The sequence below is a fragment of the Streptomyces tagetis genome, assembly GCF_018069565.1.
In the GTDB taxonomy this organism is placed as follows: domain Bacteria; phylum Actinomycetota; class Actinomycetes; order Streptomycetales; family Streptomycetaceae; genus Streptomyces; species Streptomyces tagetis.
Genome location: NZ_JAGPNL010000011.1, coordinates 43,056 through 61,000 on the forward strand (window position 1 = coordinate 43,056; position 17,945 = coordinate 61,000).

The window sequence follows — 17,945 nt, forward strand, 5'->3', positions numbered from 1 at the left end:
CGGGCCCGCGCGGCCCGGCCCTCACCCGCGTCCGATCCGGCCGGCCGAGTGCACGCCCGGCTGGTACTTCGGCAGCCGGACGGTGATCTTCATTCCGGCGCCGGCCGCGGTCTCGATGACGAGGCCGTGGTCGTCGCCGTAGACCTGGCGGAGCCGGTCGTCGACGTTGGACAGGCCGATGCCGCCCGAGGGGCTCACCTCGCGCGCGAGGATGCGGCGCAGCAGGCCGGGGTCCATCCCGGCGCCGTCGTCCTCGATGACGACCAGCGCCTCGGCGCCCTCGTCCTGCGCGCTGATCCGGATGTGACAGCGGTCGGTCTTGCCCTCCAGCCCGTGTTTGACGGCGTTCTCCACCAGGGGCTGGAGGCACAGGAAGGGCAGGGCGACCGGCAGCACCTCGGGGGCGATCTGGAGGGTGACGGCGAGCCGGTCGCCGAAACGCGCCCGCACCAGCGCGAGGTAGTGGTCGATGGCGTGCAGCTCGTCGGCGAGGGTGGTGAAGTCACCGTGCCGGCGGAACGAGTAGCGGGTGAAGTCGGCGAACTCCAGCAGCAGCTCCCGGGCCCGCTCGGGGTCGGTGCGCACGAAGGACGCGATCACCGCGAGCGAGTTGAAGATGAAGTGCGGGGAGATCTGCGCCCGCAGCGCCTTGATCTCGGCCTCGATGAGCCGGGTGCGGGACTGGTCGAGGTCGGCCAGCTCCAGTTGGACGGAGACCCAGCGGGCCACCTCCCCGGCGGCCCGCACCAGCACGGCGGACTCCTTCGGCGCGCACGCGACGAGCGCCCCGTGCACCCGGTCGTCGACGGTGAGCGGGGCGACCACCGCCCAGCGCACGGCGCAGTCCGGGGTGTCGCAGACCAGGGGGAACGCCTCGCCGCGGCCGGTCTCCAGCGGGCCGGCGAGCCGTTCCATGATCTCGGTGCGGTGGTGGGCGCCCGCCCCGTCCCAGACCAGCACGTCCGTGAGGTCGGTCAGGCACAGCGCGTCCGTGCCCAGCAGCGAGCGCAGCTTGCGGGCCGACTTGCGGGCGGTCTCCTCGGTCAGCCCCGCCCGCAGCGGGGGTGTGGCGAGGGAGGCGGTGTGCAGGGTCTGGAAGGTGGCGTGCTCGACCGGGGTGCCGAGCCCGCCCAGGTGCTGGGGGCGGGCGGTGCGCCGGCCCAGCCAGAACCCCGCGGCCAGCAGCGGGAGCACGGCGACGACGAGCCCGGCGAGGAATCCGCTCACGGCGTCACCTCCGAGCGCAGTTCCTCCGGCAGGTGGAACCGGGCCAGGATCGCCGCCGTCCCGGCCGGCACCCGGCCCGGCGTGGCCAGCGAGACCAGGATCATGGTGAGGAAGCCCAGCGGCACCGACCACAGCGCCGGCCAGGCCAGCAGCGCGTGCAGGGCTCCCCCGCCGCCCGGGAACCCCGCCATGGTGGCGGCGACGGCGAGCAGCGCGGAACCGCCGCCCACCAGCATCCCGGCGGCGGCGCCGGGCGGGGTCAGCCGCCGCCACCAGATGCCGAGGACCAGCAGCGGGCAGAAGGAGGAGGCGGAGACGGCGAAGGCGAGGCCGACCGCGTCGGCGACCGGCAACCCGCCGACCAGGGCGCTCGCCGCGAGCGGCACCGCCATGGCGAGGACCGTGCCGAGCCGGAAGTGGCGTACGCCCCGGGAGGGCAGCACGTCCTGGGTGAGGACGCCCGCGACGGCCATGGTCAGCCCCGAGGCGGTGGACAGGAACGCGGCGAAGGCGCCGCCCGCGACCAGCGCGCCGAGCAGGTCGCCGCCGACGCCCCCGATCATCCGGCCCGGCAGCAGCAGGACGGCGGCGTCGGCGTCCCCGGTGAGGGTCAGCTCGGGGGCGTAGAGGCGGCCGAGGGCGCCGTAGACCGGGGGCAGCAGGTAGAAGGCGCCGATCAGGGCGAGGACGGCGACGGTGGTGCGGCGGGCGGCCACCCCGTGCGGGCTGGTGTAGAAGCGGACCACGACGTGCGGCAGGCCCATGGTGCCGAAGAAGGTGGCGAGGATCAGGCCGTAGGTGGCGTACAGCGGGCGTTCGGTACGGCTCTCCGCGCGGGAGGGCGACAGGGCGTCGTCGGCGCCGTGCCCGGCGGCGGGGACGGGGGTGCCGGCGGCGAAGGTGAGGTGGGTGCCGGCGGCGATCCGGTGGGTGCCGGGCTCCAGGCGCACGGCGGCGTGGTCGTGGGCGCGGCCGTCCACGGTGCCGTCGACGGTGACGGTCAGCGGCCGGTCGAGCCTGAGGGCGAGGGGGTCCTGGACCCGTACGGAGCGCTGCTCGCGGAAGGCGGCGGGCTCGTCGAAGGCGCGGCCGGGTGCGCCGTCGCCCTGCCAGGCCAGCACCAGGAAGAGCGCGGGGACGAGGAGGGCGGTCAGCTTCAGCCAGTACTGGAACGCCTGGACGAAGGTGATGCTGCGCATGCCGCCGGCGGCGACGATGGCGGTGACGACGACGGCGACGATCACACCGCCGAGCCAGTCGGGCGCCCCGGTCAGCACCGTCAGCGTCAGTCCGGCGCCCTGGAGCTGGGGCAGCAGGTACAGCCAGCCGACGCCGACGACGAAGGCCCCGGCGAGCCGCCGCACGGCCTGGGAGGCGAGCCGGGCCTCGGCGAAGTCGGGCAGCGTGTAGGCGCCGGAGCGGCGCAGCGGGGCGGCGACGAAGAGCAGCAGGACGAGGTAGCCGGCGGTGTAGCCGACCGGGTACCAGAGCATGTCGGCGCCCTGGACGAGGACGAGTCCGGCGATGCCGAGGAAGGAGGCGGCGGAGAGGTACTCGCCGCTGATGGCGGCGGCGTTGAGGCGGGGGCCGACGGTGCGGGAGGCCACGTAGAAGTCGGAGGTGGTGCGGGAGATGCGCAGGCCGAAGGCGCCGACGAGGACGGTGGACACCAGGACGAGGGCGACGGCGGGGACGGCGTAACCGGAGTTCATCGGCGCGGTCAGCGGTCCTCGACCAGGCGGACGAAGTCGCGTTCGTTGCCTTCGGCGCGGCGTACGTACCAGCGGGCGAGCAGGACGAAGGGGCCGTAGACGCCGAAGCCGAGGACGGCCCACTCCAGGCGGCGGGCGTCCGGCAGCACCGCGAAGAGCAGCGGGAGCGGCAGGACCAGCAGCGCGAGGACGGCGAAGACGGTGAGCCCGGCGCGGAGCTGACTGCGCATCAGGGAGCGGACGTAGGTGTGGCCGAGGGTGGTCTGCTCGTCGATCTCGGTGCGCGGGCGGTAGTAGCCGGAGGCCCGGCCGCCGGTGCGGCGGGGCGGGCCGGTGACGACGACGCGGCGTTCGGCGGGGTCCTGGGCCATCGTCACGGCCTCCGCATGAGCAGGTCCCGCAGTTCGCGGGCGTGGCGCCGGCTGACCTGGAGTTCCTCGGTGCCGACCAGGACGCTCACGCTGCCCGCGTCCAGGCGGAGTTCGCCGATGTGGCGCAGGGCGACGAGGTGGCGGCGGTGGATGCGGACGAAGCCGCGGGCCCGCCAGCGCTCCTCCAGGGTGGAGAGCGGTATGCGGACGAGGTGGCTGCCCTTGTCGGTGTGGAGGCGGGCGTAGTCGCCCTGGGCCTCGACGTGGGTGATGTCGTCGACGGCCACGAAGCGGGTGACGCCGCCGAGTTCGACGGATATGTGGTCCGGGTCGGGTTCGTGGACGGGTATGCGGGGCGCGGGGGTGGTGTCGCGCTGTTCGGCGGCGCGGCGTTCGACGACCCGGCGGACGGCCTCGGCGAGGCGTTCCGTGCGCACGGGTTTGAGGACGTAGTCGACGGCCTTGAGGTCGAACGCCTGGACGGCGAAGTCCTCGTGGGCGGTGACGAAGACGACCAGCGGCGGCCGGGCGAACCCGGTGAGCAGCCGGGCGAGGTCCAGCCCGTCCAGGCCGGGCATCTGGATGTCGAGGAAGACCACGTCGATGGCCTCGGGACCGGCGGGCCCGGACTCCAGGGCCCGGTTGATGCGGCGCAGCGCCTCGGTGGCGTCCCCGGCGCCCTCCGCGCCGGCGATGCGGGGGTCGGCGTTGAGGAGGTAGACCAGTTCCTCCAGCGAGGGACGTTCGTCGTCGACGGCGAGGGCGCGCAGCATGAAGGTGGAGTGTAGGTGCAATGTGCACGTCTGGACACGTGTCCGGCGTGCCCGTCGGTGCCGGACACGGTCGGCGGCGGCCGGTGGTTACAGTGCGGGCATGAGCAGCAGGACCACGCCGTTCGACGACCTCGACCGGAAGATCGTCACCGCGTTGATGGCGAACGCCCGGACGTCCTTCGCCGAGATCGGCACGGAGATCGGGCTGTCGGCGACGGCGGTCAAGCGCCGGGTGGACAAGCTGCGGGAGACCGGGGTGATCACCGGGTTCACGGCGACGGTGCGGCCCTCGGCGCTGGGCTGGCGGACCGAGGCGTACGTCGAGGTGTACTGCGTGGGGGCGGCGCCGCCGCGGCGGCTGGCGGAGGTGGTCCGCAACCATCCGGAGATCACGGCGGCGATGACGGTGACGGGGGGCGCGGACGCGCTGCTGCACGTGCGGGCGCGGGACGTGGAGCACTTCGAGGAGGTGCTGGAACGCATTCGTGCCGAGCCGTTCATCCGCAAGACGATCAGCGTGATGGTGCTGTCCCACCTGATCGCGGACAGTCCGGAGGCCGGGGCGACCCAGCCCGCCCCGGACCGCGCAGCGAACATGCGCTGAGGGCCCGAAGGACGCAGCGATCCTGCGTCCACACGCAGCCTTTGTCGCTTGTCGTCCGTCTCGATCACTTCTTACCGTGGTGTCATCCCTCAGTCACGCCCCGTCAGGAAGCGGAGGAACCCCTTCGTGCCCGACCCCCGTGTGCCGCGTCGCCGGCGCTACCTCGTCTGCGAACCCCGACACTTCGACGTGCAGTACGCGATCAATCCGTGGATGCGTCCCGACGCCCCCGTCGACACCGGCCTCGCGCAGGCCCAGTGGCGGGCGCTGGTGGAGAGCTACGAGTCCCACGGCCACACCGTCGAGACGGTGGCGCCCGTGCCCGGTCTGCCGGACATGGTCTTCGCCGCCAACTCGGCGCTGGTGGTGGAGGGCCGGGTCTTCGGCTCCCTCTTCCACGCGCCCGAGCGCCGCCCCGAGTCCCTCCCGTACGAGACCTGGTTCAAGGGGGCGGGCTTCGAGGTGCACCATCCCGAGTCGGTCTGCGAGGGCGAGGGCGACCTCGTGCCGGCGGGCCGCTGGATTCTCGCCGGGACCGGTTTCCGCACCACCCGGGAGGCCCATCGGGAGGCGCAGGAGCACTTCGGGATGCCGGTGGTCTCGCTGACCCTGGTGGACCCGTACTTCTACCATCTGGACACGGCGCTGTTCGTCCTCGACGACGGGGCACAGGGCGGCGACGGGAACATCGCGTACTACCCGGAGGCGTTCTCCCCGGGCAGCCGCGAGGTGCTCGCCCGGCTCTATCCTCGGGCGGTGCGGGCGACCCGTGAGGACGCCATGGCCTTCGGGCTCAACTCGGTGTCCGACGGGAAGCACGTCTTCATCGCGCCGGAGGCGACCGGGCTGGCGGACCGGCTGGCCGGCCTCGGCTACGTCCCCGTCCCCGTCGACCTGTCCGAGTTCCACAAGGCGGGCGGCGGCATCAAGTGCTGCACCCAGGAGATCCGGGAGATCCGCTCATGACCGCACCGGCCCGACCCCGCGGCTCCGAGGAGCTGATCCGCGCGGAGGAGCCCGTCCTCGCCCACAACTACCACCCGCTGCCCGTGGTCGTCGCCCGCGCCGAGGGCTGCTGGGTGGAGGACGTGGAGGGCCGCCGCTACCTCGACCTGCTGGCCGGCTACTCGGCGCTGAACTTCGGCCACCGCCATCCGGCGCTGGTGGAGGCGGCCCACCGCCAGCTCGACCGGCTGACGCTGACCTCGCGGGCCTTCCACAACGACCGGCTGGCCGGGTTCGCCGAGCGGCTCGCCGCGCTGACCGGCACGGACATGGTGCTGCCGATGAACACCGGCGCCGAGGCGGTGGAGAGCGGCATCAAGGTGGCCCGCAAATGGGCCTACGACGTCAAGGGCGTCCCCGACGGCCGGGCGACGATCGTGGTGGCCGCGGACAACTTCCACGGCCGGACGACGACCATCGTCAGCTTCTCCACGGACGAGTCGGCCCGCGCCGGTTTCGGCCCCTTCACGCCCGGCTTCCGCGTCGTGCCGTACAACGACCTGGCCGCGCTGGAGGCGGCCGTGGACGAGACGACGGCCGCCGTGCTGATCGAGCCGGTGCAGGGCGAGGCCGGGGTGATCGTGCCGGACGACGGCTATCTGACGGGCGTGCGGGAGCTGACCCGCCGCGCGAACTGCCTGTTCGTCGCGGACGAGATCCAGTCCGGGCTGGGGCGCACCGGGCACACCCTGGCGGTCGAGCACGAGCGGGTGCGGCCGGACGTGGTGCTGCTCGGCAAGGCGCTGGGCGGCGGCATCGTGCCGGTCTCCGCGGTGGTGGGCCGCCGCGAGGTGCTGGGCGTGCTGCACCCGGGCGAGCACGGCTCGACCTTCGGCGGCAATCCGCTGGCCGCGGCGGTCGGCACGGCGGTGGTGGAGCTGCTGGAGACCGGCGAGTACCAGCGCCGGGCGGCCGAGCTGGCCCCGGTGCTGCGGGACGGGCTCCAGGCGCTGACCGGCCGCGGCGTGGTGGGCTTCCGGGCCCGCGGGCTCTGGGCCGGGGTGGACGTCGACCCGGCGCTCGGCACCGGCCGCGAGATCAGCGAGCGGCTGATGCGCGAGGGCGTCCTCGTCAAGGACACCCACGGCTCCACCATCCGGCTGGCCCCGCCGCTCACCATCACCCGAGGTGAGCTGGAGGAGGCACTGGGCACGCTGGAGAAGGTCCTGACCGCCTGAGGGGCCGCACGGCCCCGCTCTCCCCGGCCGCTCGCGCGAAGGCAGCGCGGGCGGCCGGCGCCGTCCTGACGGGCGCGTGGCCGGCGGGCACTGATCCACACGACTGACGCCACGTCGATACGCGGCGCGTTCCGGGAACCATACGACCTGAGAACCGCAGGTACGCGCAGAAGCTCCACAAGAGTCGCTTCGGAGCGGTATGCCCCCGGAAAGGAAGTACGCCACGTCCTCCCCCGAGAACGATCCCGTTCCCGACTCCGCCGCGCTCCGCCGCCACCCGGCCCTCTTCCGGGCCGTCCGGCGGCGGCAGAATCCGCGTCTGCGCAGGTCGGACATTACGGTGACGGACGAGAACGCGGTCCGGCGGGCGGTGAGGGCCGCCTCGCTCGGCAACGCCATGGAGTGGTTCGACTTCGGCATCTACAGCTACCTGGCCGCCACCATCGGCCGCGTGTTCTTCCCGTCCGGCAACCCGACCGTGCAGCTCCTGTCGTCCTTCGCCACCTTCGCCGTCGCCTTCCTGGTGCGCCCGCTGGGCGGCATGGTGTTCGGGCCGATGGGCGACAGGATCGGCCGCAAGAAGGTGCTGGCGCTGACGATGATCCTCATGGCGATCGGCACGGCCGCCATCGGGCTCGTCCCCGGCTACGCCACGATCGGCTTCTGGGCGCCGGTGCTGCTGATCCTCTTCCGCCTGCTCCAGGGCTTCTCCACGGGCGGCGAGTACGGCGGCGCGTCCACCTTCATCGCGGAGTACGCGCCGGACAAGCGGCGGGGGTACTTCGGCAGCTTCCTGGAGCTGGGCACGCTGGCCGGGTACACCGGCGCGGCCGGTCTGGTGACCGCCCTCACCGCCTGGCTCGGCACCGACGGCATGGACTCCTGGGGCTGGCGCGTGCCCTTCCTGCTCGCGGCCCCGCTCGGCGTCGTCGGCATCCACCTGCGGCTGCGGCTGGACGAGACCCCCGCGTTCCTCAGGCTGGACGACGCCGACGTGCACGTCTCCGAGGCCGCCGACGCGGTGGAGACCACGGCCCGGGGCGACCTCGCCGCCATCTTCCGCACCCACTGGCGGGCGCTGCTGCTCTGCGTCGCGCTGGTCGGCGCGTACAACATCACCGACTACATGCTGCTGTCGTACATGCCGACGTACCTCTCGGACGAGCTGCACTACACCGAGACGCACGGCCTGCTGGTCCTGGTCGCCACGATGGTCGTGCTGATGCTGGTCATCAACCAGGTGGGCCGGCTCTCCGACCGCTTCGGGCGCAAGCCGGTGCTGATGACCGGGATGCTGGGCTTCCTCGTCTTCGCCGCCCCCGCGTTCCTGCTGGTGCGCCGGGGCAGCCTCCTCGCCATCACGGCCGGCATGCTGATCCTCGGCCTCTGCCTGGTCTGCCTGCTGGGCACGATGTCGGCGGCGCTGCCCGCGATGTTCCCGACCTCCGTGCGCTACGGCTCCCTGTCGGTGGGCTACAACGTGTCGGCCTCGCTCTTCGGCGGCACCACCCCGCTGGTCATCACGGCGCTGATCAGCGCGACGGGCTCCGCGATGATGCCGGCCTACTACGCCATGGCGGCGGCGCTGGTCGGCGTGGTGGCGGTGGCCTGCATGAAGGAGACCGCGCGCCGCCCCCTGGAGGGCTCCCCGCCCTCGGTCCAGACGGAGGAGGAAGCGGCGGAGCTGGCCGAGTCCCGGGCACCCACGCCGAAGTTCTAGGGACCCGGGCGTGACCTGCCCTTACGGGGCCTTTCCGGCGCATCGTGGCGGAAGGGCCCCGGCCGCCGCCGGTCCCCTCTGGCGCGTACGCATCAGCCGCCCGGATGCGCGTAGGGTGACCCCGGAAAGGGCTGCCGCCTTCCCGGGCCGGCGCAGTGAGGGGCGAGTCGTGTTCTACCACCTGCTCAAGTACGTGCTCCTGGGGCCGCTGCTGAGGCTGGTCTTCCGGCCCCGGATCGAGGGGCTCGCACACGTGCCGGCGTCGGGCGCGGCCATCGTCGCCGGCAACCACCTCTCCTTCGCCGACCACTTCCTGATGCCCTCGGTGCTCCGGCGCCGGATCACCTTCCTGGCCAAGGCCGAGTACTTCACCGGGCCCGGGGTCAAGGGGCGGCTCACCGCGTTCTTCTTCCGCAGCGCCGGGCAGATCCCGGTGGACCGCTCGGGCAAGGACGCGGGCCAGGCCGCGATCCGCGAGGGGCTGGGCGTGCTGGACCGGGGCGAGCTGCTCGGCATCTACCCCGAGGGGACCCGCTCGCACGACGGCCGGCTCTACAAGGGCAAGGTCGGCGTCGCGGTGATGGCGCTGCGGGCGGGCGTCCCGGTCGTGCCCTGCGCCATGATCGGTACCTTCGAGGCGCAGCCGCCCGGCAGGGTGCTGCCCCGGGTGCACCCCGTGGTCATCCGCTTCGGCCGGCCGCTGGACTTCTCCCGCTACGCCGGGATGGAGCGCGAGAAGGCGGTGCTGCGCGCGGTCACCGACGAGATCATGTACGCCGTCATGTCGCTCTCCGGCCAGGAGTACGTGGACCGGTACGCGGCCGAGGTGAAGGCGGAGGAGGCCGCGGCGAAGGGGCCCCGGCTGCCGGGGGTGCCGCGCCGGCGGTCCTGAGACGGACGCGGGAGGGGGCGGCCGGTACGCGACCGGCCGCCCCCTCCGCTTGCCCGGTCACCGGACTCCCGTACCCACTCGGGTCACGGCCTGGGCGTGGCGTGCGGGGCGCAGGTCACGTCGCGGGCGTCGACCTCGCCGGTGAGCAGGTAGGTGTCGACCCGGTCGTTGACGCAGGGGTTGACCAGGCCGGTGACGCCGTGGGAACCGGCGTTCCGCTCGGTGATCAGGCGCGAGCCCTTGAACCGCTGGTGCAGGGCGAGGGCACCCGCGTACGGGGTGGCCGCGTCCCGCTCGGCCTGGACGATGAGGACCGGCGGCAGCCCCTTGCCGGTCCTCACGTCGAGCGGGGTCCGCTGCTTGGCCGGCCAGGTGGCGCAGGGCAGGTTCATCCAGGTGTTGGCCCAGGTCATGAACGGGTGGTCGCGGTGGAGCCGGGTGGTGTCCCGGTCCCAGGTGCGCCAGTCGGTGGGCCACTTGGCGTCGGTGCACTCCACGGCCGTGTAGACGGCGTTGCCGTTCTCGGCGGCGGCGTTGCCCGCGGTGTCGGTGGGGTCGGGGGCGGCGGCGTCGATCAGCGCCTGGGTGTCCCCGGCGACGTACCGGGAGAAGACGGTGGCGACGGGCACCCACGCGGAGTCGTAGTACGGGGCGCTCTGGAAGAAGTCGATCAGCTCGGAGGGGCCGACGACCCCGCCGAGGGGCTTCTTCGCGGCGGTGGCGCGCAGGGTGAGCCAGTGCTGCTGGACCTCGGCGCGGGTGGTGCCGAGGTGGAAGGCGGCGTCGTGGGCGGCGACCCAGTCCTGCCAGTCCTTCCAGCGGGTCTCGAAGGCGACGTTCTGGTCCAGGTTGGCCTGGTACCAGATCTTCTCCCGGGAGGGGTTGACGACGCTGTCGACGACCATGCGGCGTACGTGGCCGGGGAAGAGGGTGCCGTAGACGGCGCCGAGGTAGGTGCCGTAGGAGACGCCGAGGAAGTTGAGCCTCCGCTCCCCGAGGGCGGCGCGGATGACGTCCAGGTCGCGGGCGCTGTTCGGGGTGGTCAGGTACGGCAGCAGGTCGCCGCCGCGCTGCCGGCAGCCCTCGGCGTAGGCGCGGGCCCGTTGGCGCTGGGCGCGCTTGTCGGCCTCCGAGGCGGGCACCGGGTCGGGCTTGGGCGCCTGGGCGAACTCCTGCGGGTCGACGCAGGAGAGGGGCGCCGACTTGCCGACGCCGCGCGGGTCGAAGCCGACGAAGTCGTAGGCGGTGGCGGCCTTGGCCCACACCGCGTTCTTGCCGGTGACCCGGGTCGGGAAGCGGAGGCCGGAGCCGCCCGGTCCGCCCGGGTTGTAGACCAGCGCGCCCTGGCGCTCGGCCTTGGTGCCGGTGGCGGCGATCCGGTCGACGGCCAGGTCGATCTGGCGGCCGTCGGGCCGGGCGTAGTCGACGGGGACGGTGACCCAGCCGCACTGGATCGGCCGGGGGAGGTTCCAGTCGGCGGGGCAGTCCCGCCAGTCGATGCCGGCCTTGGCGGCGCGGGCGGCGGCGATCTCGACGCCGCGCGCCTCCCGGTCCCGGCCCTGTCCCTGCGCGGTGGCGGCCGGGGCGGCGCCGGCGGCGGGCGCGACGACGCTCCCGGCTATCAGGGTGGCGGCGACGAGCGCTCCGACGGCGCCGGCCCGGCCGGTCCCCCGGTGCAGCCTTGTCTTCCTCAAGTGACTCTCCCCGTGCACGTTGCTGACATGACAAGTACGGGGACCGATCCTGGCGGCTGGGCGTTCCCGGGGAACAGGGGCGGCCCGACTTCTTTGCCAATCCGATAAACGGAGAGGCGTGTTCGGCGAGTGGGCCTCAGCCCAGGGCCGCGAGGGCCGCGTCCAGTGGGCCTCAGCCCAGGGCCGCGAGGGCCGCGTCCAGCAGACGGCGCAGTCGCAGCCCGTCCGGGGCCACGGCGCTCACCAGCACCGCGGGTCCGGGCAGCGGCAGCAGGGCGGCGCCCTCCGCGAGCATCCGGGTCACCGGTGGCTCCGTTGCGAACTCCGGCCGGGCGACCAGGAGTTGTCCGACGGCGCGGTGGCCGCCGAGTCCGGCCGGGCCGTCCCAGCCCGCCGGGGCGCCCGGCCCGCAGGCCAGTTCCTGGTCGAGGAGGCAGTGTCCGCCGATCCGCAGGGTGAGACGGCTGGAGAGGCGTCCCGGTTCCTCACCGGCCCGGCCCAGTACCTGTTCCTCGCGCAGCACCAGCCGGGCGGTGGGCGCGAGGTCGACGCGGGTGACGACCTCCAGGTCGCTGCCGTGGGCGGAGATCAACTGCTCGGGCAGCCAGCGGAGTTCGGCGTCGTCGTCGACGGCGAGCCGGACCTCGTGGCGGGCGCCGGCCCGGTCCTGCCCCGGCAGGGCGAGGGTGGCGGCGGCCGAGCCGACGCTCAGCCGGGCGCCGGCCGCCGCGCGGGCGGTCACCGTGAAGTGGTCGCCGCCGAGGGGGCCGCTCATGGCGCCGACCAGCAGGACCCGGGCCCCGGTGCCGGTGCCCCGGGTCCGCCGCACCGCGAGGGGCCCCTCCCCCGCGAGCAGCGGCAGCGCCGTACGTCCGTGTCCGTCGCCGCGGGCGAGGATCTCGGCCCTCGCCCGTACGCCGCCCGGCGGGGTCACGCCGTCCACGCGGCCAGCCGGGCGCGGACCCAGTCGGCCACGTCCCGGACCCCGGCCTCGCCGCGCAGCGACTGGAAGACGACGGGCAGGTCGCCGCGTTGTGCCCGCGCGTCGGCGGCCATCCGCTCCAGGTCGGAGCCGACGTGGGGGGCGAGGTCGGTCTTGTTGACGACGAGCAGGTCGGCGGTGGTGACGCCGGGGCCGCCCTTGCGGGGGATGTCGTCGCCGCCGGCCACGTCGATCACGAAGACCTGCGCGTCGACGAGGCCCCTGGAGAAGGTGGCGGTCAGGTTGTCGCCGCCGGACTCGACGAGGACGAGGTCGAGCGGCCCGACCGTGTCCTCCAGGTCCTCGACGGCCTCCAGGTTGGCGGAGATGTCGTCGCGGATGGCGGTGTGCGGGCAGGCACCGGTCTCCACGGCGGTGATCCGCTCGGGCGGCAGCACCGCCTCGCGGAGCAGGAACCGGGCGTCCTCGCGGGTGTAGATGTCGTTGGTGACGACGGCCAGGGAGAGTTCCTGGCGCAGGGCGCGGCAGAGCGCGGCGACGGTGGCCGTCTTGCCGGTGCCGACGGGTCCGCCGAGTCCGATGCGCAGGGCGCGGCGGGTGCCGTCGGGCCGGTGGGCGTCGGCGGAGACGGCGGCGGGGCCGTCGTGGTGGTGGCCGAGGTGCATGGTGCGACTCCGGTTGTCGTGGGGCGGGCCCCGCGGGCCGGGGGTGCGGCACGTCGTGTGCCGCCCTTCGGCGGGCGGGGGCGGGCCCGGGGTGTGGGGGCCCGGGAGAGATCCCGGGCCCCGGGGTGGGTGCGGGCCGTCGGCGGTCCGGTCTAGGACGCGAACAGCCGTACGGGCCAGGCCGCGTGGGCCTCGGCGCCGATCTCCAGGAGCGGCGCCGAGCGCGCGGGCAGGGTGTCGATGCCCTCCCGCGCGGCGCGGTGGGCCGCGGCGACGGCGTCGCGGGCGACGCGGTCCACGTCGGGCGCGAGCCGGGCGAGGACGGCGGTGGCCTCGAAGGGGTCGAGTCCGAGCAGCCGTACCACGGCCGTCGCCGGTCCGCTCACGCCTTCGTGGGCGGAGCAGTACGCCGCGTCCTCGGGGCCGAGGCCGGCCGCGTGGGCGGCGACGCCGAGGACCACGGGCTGGTGGGCGCCCTTGGGGAAGTCCCGTACCAGGGCGTCCAGTCGCTGGTGCGGCCAGGCGGCGCGGGCGGCCCGGACGAGCTGCCGGCCGAGCCTGCGGGCCACCGCGCGCAGGGCGGGCGAGGGCGTGCGGGCGTCGGCGGCCCGGTCCAGCGCGCCGGGGTCGAGGCCGAGCGCGGCGGCTGCGGCCAGCGAGGCCGCGACGGCCCCGCTCGTGTGCAGCCGCCCCCGGCAGAACTCCTCCAGGCTCGCGGTGTCGGTGAGGCGTCCCGCCTTGACGGCGGCCTCCGCCCCGCCGGAGTGGGCGTACCCGCCGGCGGGGAAGCGGCCGTCCGCGAGGACGAGGAGCGCGGCACGGTTCATGCCGGCGCTCAGAACAGGAAGTACCGCTGGGCCAGCGGTAGTTCGGCGGCCGGGGCGGGTTCGACGAGTTCCCCGTCGATGGTCACCGCGAAGGAGTCGGCGGCGACCTCGACCCGGGGCAGGGCGTCGTTCTCCCGCATGTCGGCCTTGGTGCGCCCGCGGGTGGAGCGGATCGGCGCGAACGCCTTTCCCAGGCCGAGCCGTTCGGGCAGCCCGTCCTCAAGTGCCGCCTCGGTCACGAAGTTGACCGAGTTGCCGGCGGGGGCCCGGCCGAGGGTGGCGTACATGGGCCTCGGCAGGATCGGCTGCGGGGTGGGGATGGAGGCGTTCGGGTCCCCCACCTGCGCGTAGGCGATCTGCCCGCCCTTGATCACGACCTGAGGCCTCACGCCGAAGAACCGCGGGTCCCACAGGACGAGGTCGGCGAGCTTGCCGGTCTCCACCGAGCCGACCTCGTGGTCGATGCCCTGCGCGACGGCCGGGTTGATCGTGTACTTGGCGACGTAGCGGCGGGCGCGGTGGTTGTCGGCGCGGGTGTCGCCGGGGAGGTGGCCGCGGCGCCGCTTCATCACGTGCGCGGTCTGCCAGGTCCGCAGGATCACCTCGCCGATGCGGCCCATGGCCTGGGCGTCCGAGGACATGATGGAGATGGCCCCGATGTCGTGGAGGATGTCCTCGGCCGCGATGGTGCTGGGCCGGATGCGGGACTCGGCGAAGGCCAGGTCCTCGGGGACGGCCGGGTTCAGGTGGTGGCAGACCATCAGCATGTCGAGGTGCTCCTCGACCGTGTTGACGGTGTGCGGCCGGGTCGGGTTGGTCGACGCGGGCAGCATGTTCGGCAGCGAGACCGCCGTGATCATGTCAGGCGCGTGGCCGCCGCCGGCGCCCTCCACGTGGAAGGCGTGCAGGGTGCGTCCGCCGACCGCGTCGAAGGTGTCGCCGACGAACCCGGCCTCGTTGAGGGTGTCGGCGTGGAGGGCGAGCTGGGCGCCGGACTCGTCGCACACGTCCAGGCAGGCGGAGATGACGGCGGGGGTGGCGCCCCAGTCCTCGTGCACCTTGAACCCGAGGACACCGGCGCGCAGTTGGTCGCGCATCGACCGCTTGGACATGGTGCTGCCCTTGCCCATGAAGCCGATGTTGACGGCGCTCGTCTCCAGGGCCGCGAACATCCGGGCCAGGTGCCACGCCCCGGGCGTGACGGTGGTCGCCTTGCTGCCCTCGGCGGGGCCGGTGCCGCCGCCGATGAGGGTGGTGATGCCGGAGGCGAGGGCCGCGTCGACGACGGTCGGCGCGATGAAGTGCACGTGCGTGTCGATGCCGCCGGCGGTGACGATCTTGCCGTTGCCGGCGATGATCTCCGTCTCGGGGCCGATGACGAGGTCGGGGTGGACGCCGTCCATCGTCTCCGGGTTGCCGGCCTTGCCGATGCCGGTGACGCGGCCGTCGCGGATGCCGACGTCCGCCTTGACGACGCCCCAGTGGTCGAGGATCACGACACCGGTGATCACGGTGTCGGGGGCGCCGTCGGCGCGCGTGGCGCGGGACTGACCCATGGACTCGCGCAGCACCTTGCCGCCGCCGAAGACGGCCTCGTCGCCGGAGCGGCCGGGGCCGCCGCTGCGGTCCTCCTCGATCTCGACGAGGAGGTCGGTGTCGGCGAGGCGGACGCGGTCGCCGGTGGTCGGTCCGAAGAGGTCGGCGTAGGCCGCCCGGGACAGTTCAGCCATCGAGGGCACCTCCGATCGCGCCGCGCAGTCCCGCCACGACGCGGGCACCGGCGAGCGGCACCAGTTCCACGTCGACCGGGATGCCGGGCTCGAACCGGACGGCGGTGCCCGCGGCGATGTCGAGCCGCTTGCCGCGGGCGAGGCCGCGGTCGAGGTCGAGAGCGGGGTTGACCTCGGCGAAGTGGTAGTGGGAGCCGACCTGGACGGGCCGGTCGGCGGTGTTGAGCACGGTCAGGCGGGTGGTCTCGCGCCCCTCGTTGACGGCGACCGGACCGTCGGCGAAGAGGATCTCTCCGGGAATCATCGCTGCCCTCCCCGTCACACGATCGGCTCGTGCACGGTGACCAGCTTGGTGCCGTCCGGGAAGGTGGCCTCCACCTGCACGTCGTGGAGCATCTCGGGTATGCCCTCCATGACCTCGTGGCGGGCGACCACCTCGCGGCCGGACGCCATGAGTTCACCGACCGTGCGGCCGTCCCGGGCCCCTTCGAGGATGTGCGAGGTGATCAGGGCGACCACCTCGGGATGGTTGAGCCGCACGCCTCGCGCCCGGCGTTTGGCGGCCACGTCCGCGGCCACGTGGATCAGAAGTCTTTCCTGCTCGTGCGGGGTCAGTTGCACGTACCACCTCACAGAAAAATCACGCCGGACCGACCGGCCCGGCTGCCGCGTTCATCGCGACGGCTCTAGATGTAACACACAAATATGACCCTCAATGCCACACCCGTGCTCAAAAAGCGCGGTTGGATTCACAGTGGTCGATCGGACTAGAATCTTTCCGCCGAGTCACTTTCGTGGCGAGCTTCCGATGACGGTGATGTCGGCCCATTTCGGCATGGGCTCGTGGCCTTCGCGCGCCTCACACATGCCTTTCGGGCCTCGCCGCGGGCGCCTGCCCAGGCGAGGGCGACAACGGGTCCGCGTTCGGGGCGGCTTGCGGCGACGGCCGACCAAGAGGCCGCGGCGCGGCGCGCGTCGGCATGCCGCGCCGGCCGGCGGGCGTCAGCCGGACGTCGCGGCCGGAAATCGGAAGTCGGAAGTCGACGCGGGCGACGGGCGTCTACGCCCGCGGCCGGTGTCAGGACGGGGTCGGCCCCCGGTGTTCCGCCGCGATGCCGAAGCGCCGCCGTTCCCGTGGCGCCGAGGCCGGGAGTTCGCGCACGGTGGAGACCGAACTCACGATCTCCGGCGCCTCCCGCTCCTCCCGCGGCTCCTCCTGCCGCTCCTCCAGCCGTGCGAGATCGGCGGCGGAGACCAGGGCGACGAGGGGCTTGCCGTGCCGCGTCACGACGACGCGCTCGCCGCCGTACACCACGCGGTTGATCAGGTCGGCCAGCTCGGCCCTGGCTCGCGTCACCGGAATCTCGTAGGCCATGCCTCCAGCTTACGGTTCGCCCGCCCACCCTTCCGCTGCGGGCGAACGGCGAACCCCCTCGCTCGACAATGTACGTCCTGTACATTTTTTACGGTCTCAGCGTCGCAGCCGGTTCCGCCGGGCGCCGCCCGGTTCCGCCACGAGGAGGGGTTCTCCCATGTCCCGAGCGTCCGCCCGCACCGTCCTGCCGGAGTTCCACGAGCGCACGAGCCTCGGAGAACGGGTGACGGACCCGTACGCGAAGCTCCTGGACGAGCGGGTGATCATGCTCGGGACACCGATCGACGAGACCTCGGCGCAGGACGTGATCGCCCAGCTCCTCCTGCTGGAGCACCGCGCCCCCGACCGGGACATCGCGCTGTACGTCAACTCCCCCGGCGGCTCCTTCACCGCCATGACGGCCATCTACGACACGCTCCGCTTCGTGAGCTGCGACATCGAGACCGTCTGCCTGGGCCAGGCCGGCCCGGCCGCCGCCCCGCTGCTCGCGGCCGGCACCCCGGGCAAGCGGGCCGTCCTGCCGGGGGCGCGGGTACTGCTCCGCCAGCCCGCGGCCGAGGAGCCCATCCGGGGCACGGCGAGCGACCTGGCCGTGCACGCCGGGGAGTTCGGCAGGCTCCGCGCGCTCGTGGAGGAGATCCTCGTCCGGCACACCGGCCGCACGCCGGACCGGGTGAGCGCGGACCTCGACCACGCCACCGTCCTCGACGCCCACCAGGCCGTGGAGTACGGGGTGGTGGACCGGATCACGCCCGCCCGCGCCACCTTCCGCCGCGCCCCCGGTGCGAGGTGAGCGCGGATGCCGTTCCCGGAACCACCGCCGCTGCCCGCGCTGACGCGCGCCGAGGCCGAGGTGATCGACCGCTACCTGGACGTCGTCGACCTGCTGGGCCGCGTCAACCCGGCGCGGGACGGCGACGCCTACCGCGCGCTGCGCGCCGCCCAGGCGCTGGCCGGCAAGGCGGCCGGCCTGCGGGACGCCCTGGCGCTGATGCACCGGCGCGGTGAGACGGAGCTGCACACCGCCACCCTGGTCCGGGCCCTGCGGGTACTGGACGGCGAACGCCGCACGGCACGGGTCGCCCTGCCACCGGACGACGGCTGACACGGCCACGCGACGCGGCCGGGGGTCGGTCGCACGGGCCGGGACCGGCCGAGCCTGCCCTACTCCGGCGCGGTGGTGGAACGGACCGAACGGTCTCCCCCCTTTCGGTGGAGAATCACCTCCC

19 protein-coding genes are annotated in these 17,945 nt (G+C 73.8%); 7 read left to right on the top strand and 12 right to left on the bottom strand.

Features of this window, described 5'->3' with window-relative positions; translation table 11 throughout:
* Nucleotides 1-21: 21 nt before the first annotated feature.
* Genes J5Y05_RS29255 through J5Y05_RS29270 form a run of 4 tightly spaced genes read right to left on the bottom strand, consistent with a single transcriptional unit; the run spans nucleotide 22 to nucleotide 4,083 of the window.
* On the bottom strand, nucleotides 22-1,227 hold the full coding sequence (locus tag J5Y05_RS29255; protein WP_210876310.1) for a sensor histidine kinase: 1,206 nt from the start codon (nucleotides 1,225-1,227) through the stop codon (nucleotides 22-24).
* Entirely contained in the window at nucleotides 1,224-2,939 is a 1,716-nt protein-coding gene (locus J5Y05_RS29260; RefSeq protein ID WP_210876311.1) for a sodium/solute symporter, read from the bottom strand. The genes J5Y05_RS29255 and J5Y05_RS29260 overlap by 4 nt, the downstream gene beginning before the upstream one ends.
* An 8-nt stretch (nucleotides 2,940-2,947) precedes the next feature.
* Nucleotides 2,948-3,310, bottom strand: coding sequence for a hypothetical protein (locus J5Y05_RS29265; protein WP_210876440.1), 363 nt, complete (start codon nucleotides 3,308-3,310; stop codon nucleotides 2,948-2,950).
* Between the two features lie 2 nt (nucleotides 3,311-3,312).
* The gene (locus J5Y05_RS29270) at nucleotides 3,313-4,083 is read right to left on the bottom strand and encodes a LytR/AlgR family response regulator transcription factor (RefSeq protein ID WP_210876312.1); all 771 of its coding nucleotides are present in this window, start codon (nucleotides 4,081-4,083) and stop codon (nucleotides 3,313-3,315) included.
* 100 nt (nucleotides 4,084-4,183) lie between these two features.
* Here J5Y05_RS29270 and J5Y05_RS29275 point away from each other — a divergent pair, with 100 nt between their 5' ends.
* The 5 genes from J5Y05_RS29275 (at nucleotide 4,184) to J5Y05_RS29295 (ending at nucleotide 9,482) form a co-directional block, all read left to right on the top strand.
* Nucleotides 4,184-4,687 carry an Lrp/AsnC family transcriptional regulator gene (locus J5Y05_RS29275; RefSeq protein ID WP_210876313.1) on the top strand — a complete coding sequence of 168 codons (504 nt, stop codon included), beginning with the start codon at nucleotides 4,184-4,186 and terminating at the stop codon, nucleotides 4,685-4,687.
* Between the two features lie 126 nt (nucleotides 4,688-4,813).
* The gene (gene ddaH / locus J5Y05_RS29280; RefSeq protein WP_210876314.1) at nucleotides 4,814-5,653 is read left to right on the top strand and encodes a dimethylargininase; all 840 of its coding nucleotides are present in this window, start codon (nucleotides 4,814-4,816) and stop codon (nucleotides 5,651-5,653) included.
* Nucleotides 5,650-6,870 carry an ornithine--oxo-acid transaminase gene (gene rocD, locus J5Y05_RS29285; protein WP_210876315.1) on the top strand — a complete coding sequence of 407 codons (1,221 nt, stop codon included), beginning with the start codon at nucleotides 5,650-5,652 and terminating at the stop codon, nucleotides 6,868-6,870. The genes ddaH and rocD overlap by 4 nt, the downstream gene beginning before the upstream one ends.
* 199 nt (nucleotides 6,871-7,069) lie before the next feature.
* Nucleotides 7,070-8,590 carry a glycine betaine/L-proline transporter ProP gene (proP, locus tag J5Y05_RS29290; protein WP_210876316.1) on the top strand — a complete coding sequence of 507 codons (1,521 nt, stop codon included), beginning with the start codon at nucleotides 7,070-7,072 and terminating at the stop codon, nucleotides 8,588-8,590.
* 169 nt (nucleotides 8,591-8,759) lie between these two features.
* A complete protein-coding gene (locus J5Y05_RS29295) occupies nucleotides 8,760-9,482 on the top strand; it encodes a lysophospholipid acyltransferase family protein (RefSeq protein ID WP_210876317.1) in 723 nt (240 codons plus the stop codon).
* Between the two features lie 83 nt (nucleotides 9,483-9,565).
* Here J5Y05_RS29295 and J5Y05_RS29300 read toward each other — a convergent pair whose 3' ends face one another.
* The 8 genes from J5Y05_RS29300 to J5Y05_RS29335 all read right to left on the bottom strand — a co-directional run bounded on the left by J5Y05_RS29300 (nucleotide 9,566) and on the right by J5Y05_RS29335 (nucleotide 16,716).
* Nucleotides 9,566-11,176: an alpha/beta hydrolase gene (locus tag J5Y05_RS29300; protein WP_210876318.1), complete on the bottom strand. Its 1,611-nt coding sequence runs from the start codon at nucleotides 11,174-11,176 to the stop codon at nucleotides 9,566-9,568.
* Nucleotides 11,177-11,348: 172 nt separating this feature from the next.
* Complete coding sequence (locus J5Y05_RS29305; protein ID WP_210876319.1) at nucleotides 11,349-12,119, bottom strand: urease accessory protein UreD; 771 nt, start codon at nucleotides 12,117-12,119, stop codon at nucleotides 11,349-11,351.
* Nucleotides 12,107-12,784, bottom strand: a complete 678-nt coding sequence (gene ureG / locus J5Y05_RS29310) for an urease accessory protein UreG (protein ID WP_210876320.1) — start codon at nucleotides 12,782-12,784, stop codon at nucleotides 12,107-12,109. The genes J5Y05_RS29305 and ureG overlap by 13 nt, the downstream gene beginning before the upstream one ends.
* A 152-nt stretch (nucleotides 12,785-12,936) precedes the next feature.
* The gene (locus J5Y05_RS29315; protein ID WP_210876321.1) at nucleotides 12,937-13,611 is read right to left on the bottom strand and encodes an urease accessory protein UreF; all 675 of its coding nucleotides are present in this window, start codon (nucleotides 13,609-13,611) and stop codon (nucleotides 12,937-12,939) included.
* Between the two features lie 8 nt (nucleotides 13,612-13,619).
* Nucleotides 13,620-15,341, bottom strand: coding sequence for an urease subunit alpha (locus tag J5Y05_RS29320; RefSeq protein WP_210876322.1), 1,722 nt, complete (start codon nucleotides 15,339-15,341; stop codon nucleotides 13,620-13,622).
* Nucleotides 15,334-15,645 carry an urease subunit beta gene (locus J5Y05_RS29325; protein WP_210876323.1) on the bottom strand — a complete coding sequence of 104 codons (312 nt, stop codon included), beginning with the start codon at nucleotides 15,643-15,645 and terminating at the stop codon, nucleotides 15,334-15,336. The genes J5Y05_RS29320 and J5Y05_RS29325 overlap by 8 nt, the downstream gene beginning before the upstream one ends.
* Before the next feature lie 14 nt (nucleotides 15,646-15,659).
* Nucleotides 15,660-15,962 (bottom strand): urease subunit gamma, encoded by a 303-nt coding sequence (locus J5Y05_RS29330; RefSeq protein ID WP_210876324.1) that lies wholly within the window; start codon nucleotides 15,960-15,962, stop codon nucleotides 15,660-15,662.
* A gap of 457 nt (nucleotides 15,963-16,419) precedes the next feature.
* Complete coding sequence (locus J5Y05_RS29335; protein WP_210876325.1) at nucleotides 16,420-16,716, bottom strand: type II toxin-antitoxin system Phd/YefM family antitoxin; 297 nt, start codon at nucleotides 16,714-16,716, stop codon at nucleotides 16,420-16,422.
* Between the two features lie 157 nt (nucleotides 16,717-16,873).
* Here J5Y05_RS29335 and J5Y05_RS29340 point away from each other — a divergent pair, with 157 nt between their 5' ends.
* Together J5Y05_RS29340 and J5Y05_RS29345 are read left to right on the top strand one after the other, a co-directional pair.
* On the top strand, nucleotides 16,874-17,509 hold the full coding sequence (locus tag J5Y05_RS29340; RefSeq protein WP_210876326.1) for an ATP-dependent Clp protease proteolytic subunit: 636 nt from the start codon (nucleotides 16,874-16,876) through the stop codon (nucleotides 17,507-17,509).
* Nucleotides 17,510-17,515: 6 nt separating this feature from the next.
* Nucleotides 17,516-17,821, top strand: coding sequence for a hypothetical protein (locus J5Y05_RS29345; RefSeq protein WP_210876327.1), 306 nt, complete (start codon nucleotides 17,516-17,518; stop codon nucleotides 17,819-17,821).
* Nucleotides 17,822-17,945: the final 124 nt, after the last annotated feature.

Excerpts from the sequence above, each read along its gene's own strand:
- J5Y05_RS29275 (WP_210876313.1), top strand. The coding sequence starts at position 4,184 with ATGAGCAGCAGGACCACGCCGTTCGACGACCTCGACCGGAAGATCGTC.
- J5Y05_RS29265 (WP_210876440.1), bottom strand. The coding sequence starts at position 3,310 with ATGGCCCAGGACCCCGCCGAACGCCGCGTCGTCGTCACCGGCCCGCCC.
- J5Y05_RS29325 (WP_210876323.1), bottom strand. The coding sequence starts at position 15,645 with ATGATTCCCGGAGAGATCCTCTTCGCCGACGGTCCGGTCGCCGTCAAC.
- J5Y05_RS29335 (WP_210876325.1), bottom strand. The coding sequence starts at position 16,716 with ATGGCCTACGAGATTCCGGTGACGCGAGCCAGGGCCGAGCTGGCCGAC.
- proP (WP_210876316.1), top strand. The coding sequence starts at position 7,070 with ATGCCCCCGGAAAGGAAGTACGCCACGTCCTCCCCCGAGAACGATCCC.
- J5Y05_RS29340 (WP_210876326.1), top strand. The coding sequence starts at position 16,874 with ATGTCCCGAGCGTCCGCCCGCACCGTCCTGCCGGAGTTCCACGAGCGC.
- rocD (WP_210876315.1), top strand. The coding sequence starts at position 5,650 with ATGACCGCACCGGCCCGACCCCGCGGCTCCGAGGAGCTGATCCGCGCG.
- J5Y05_RS29260 (WP_210876311.1), bottom strand. The coding sequence starts at position 2,939 with ATGAACTCCGGTTACGCCGTCCCCGCCGTCGCCCTCGTCCTGGTGTCC.
- J5Y05_RS29315 (WP_210876321.1), bottom strand. The coding sequence starts at position 13,611 with ATGAACCGTGCCGCGCTCCTCGTCCTCGCGGACGGCCGCTTCCCCGCC.
- ureG (WP_210876320.1), bottom strand. The coding sequence starts at position 12,784 with ATGCACCTCGGCCACCACCACGACGGCCCCGCCGCCGTCTCCGCCGAC.
- J5Y05_RS29270 (WP_210876312.1), bottom strand. The coding sequence starts at position 4,083 with ATGCTGCGCGCCCTCGCCGTCGACGACGAACGTCCCTCGCTGGAGGAA.
- J5Y05_RS29345 (WP_210876327.1), top strand. The coding sequence starts at position 17,516 with ATGCCGTTCCCGGAACCACCGCCGCTGCCCGCGCTGACGCGCGCCGAG.
- J5Y05_RS29320 (WP_210876322.1), bottom strand. The coding sequence starts at position 15,341 with ATGGCTGAACTGTCCCGGGCGGCCTACGCCGACCTCTTCGGACCGACC.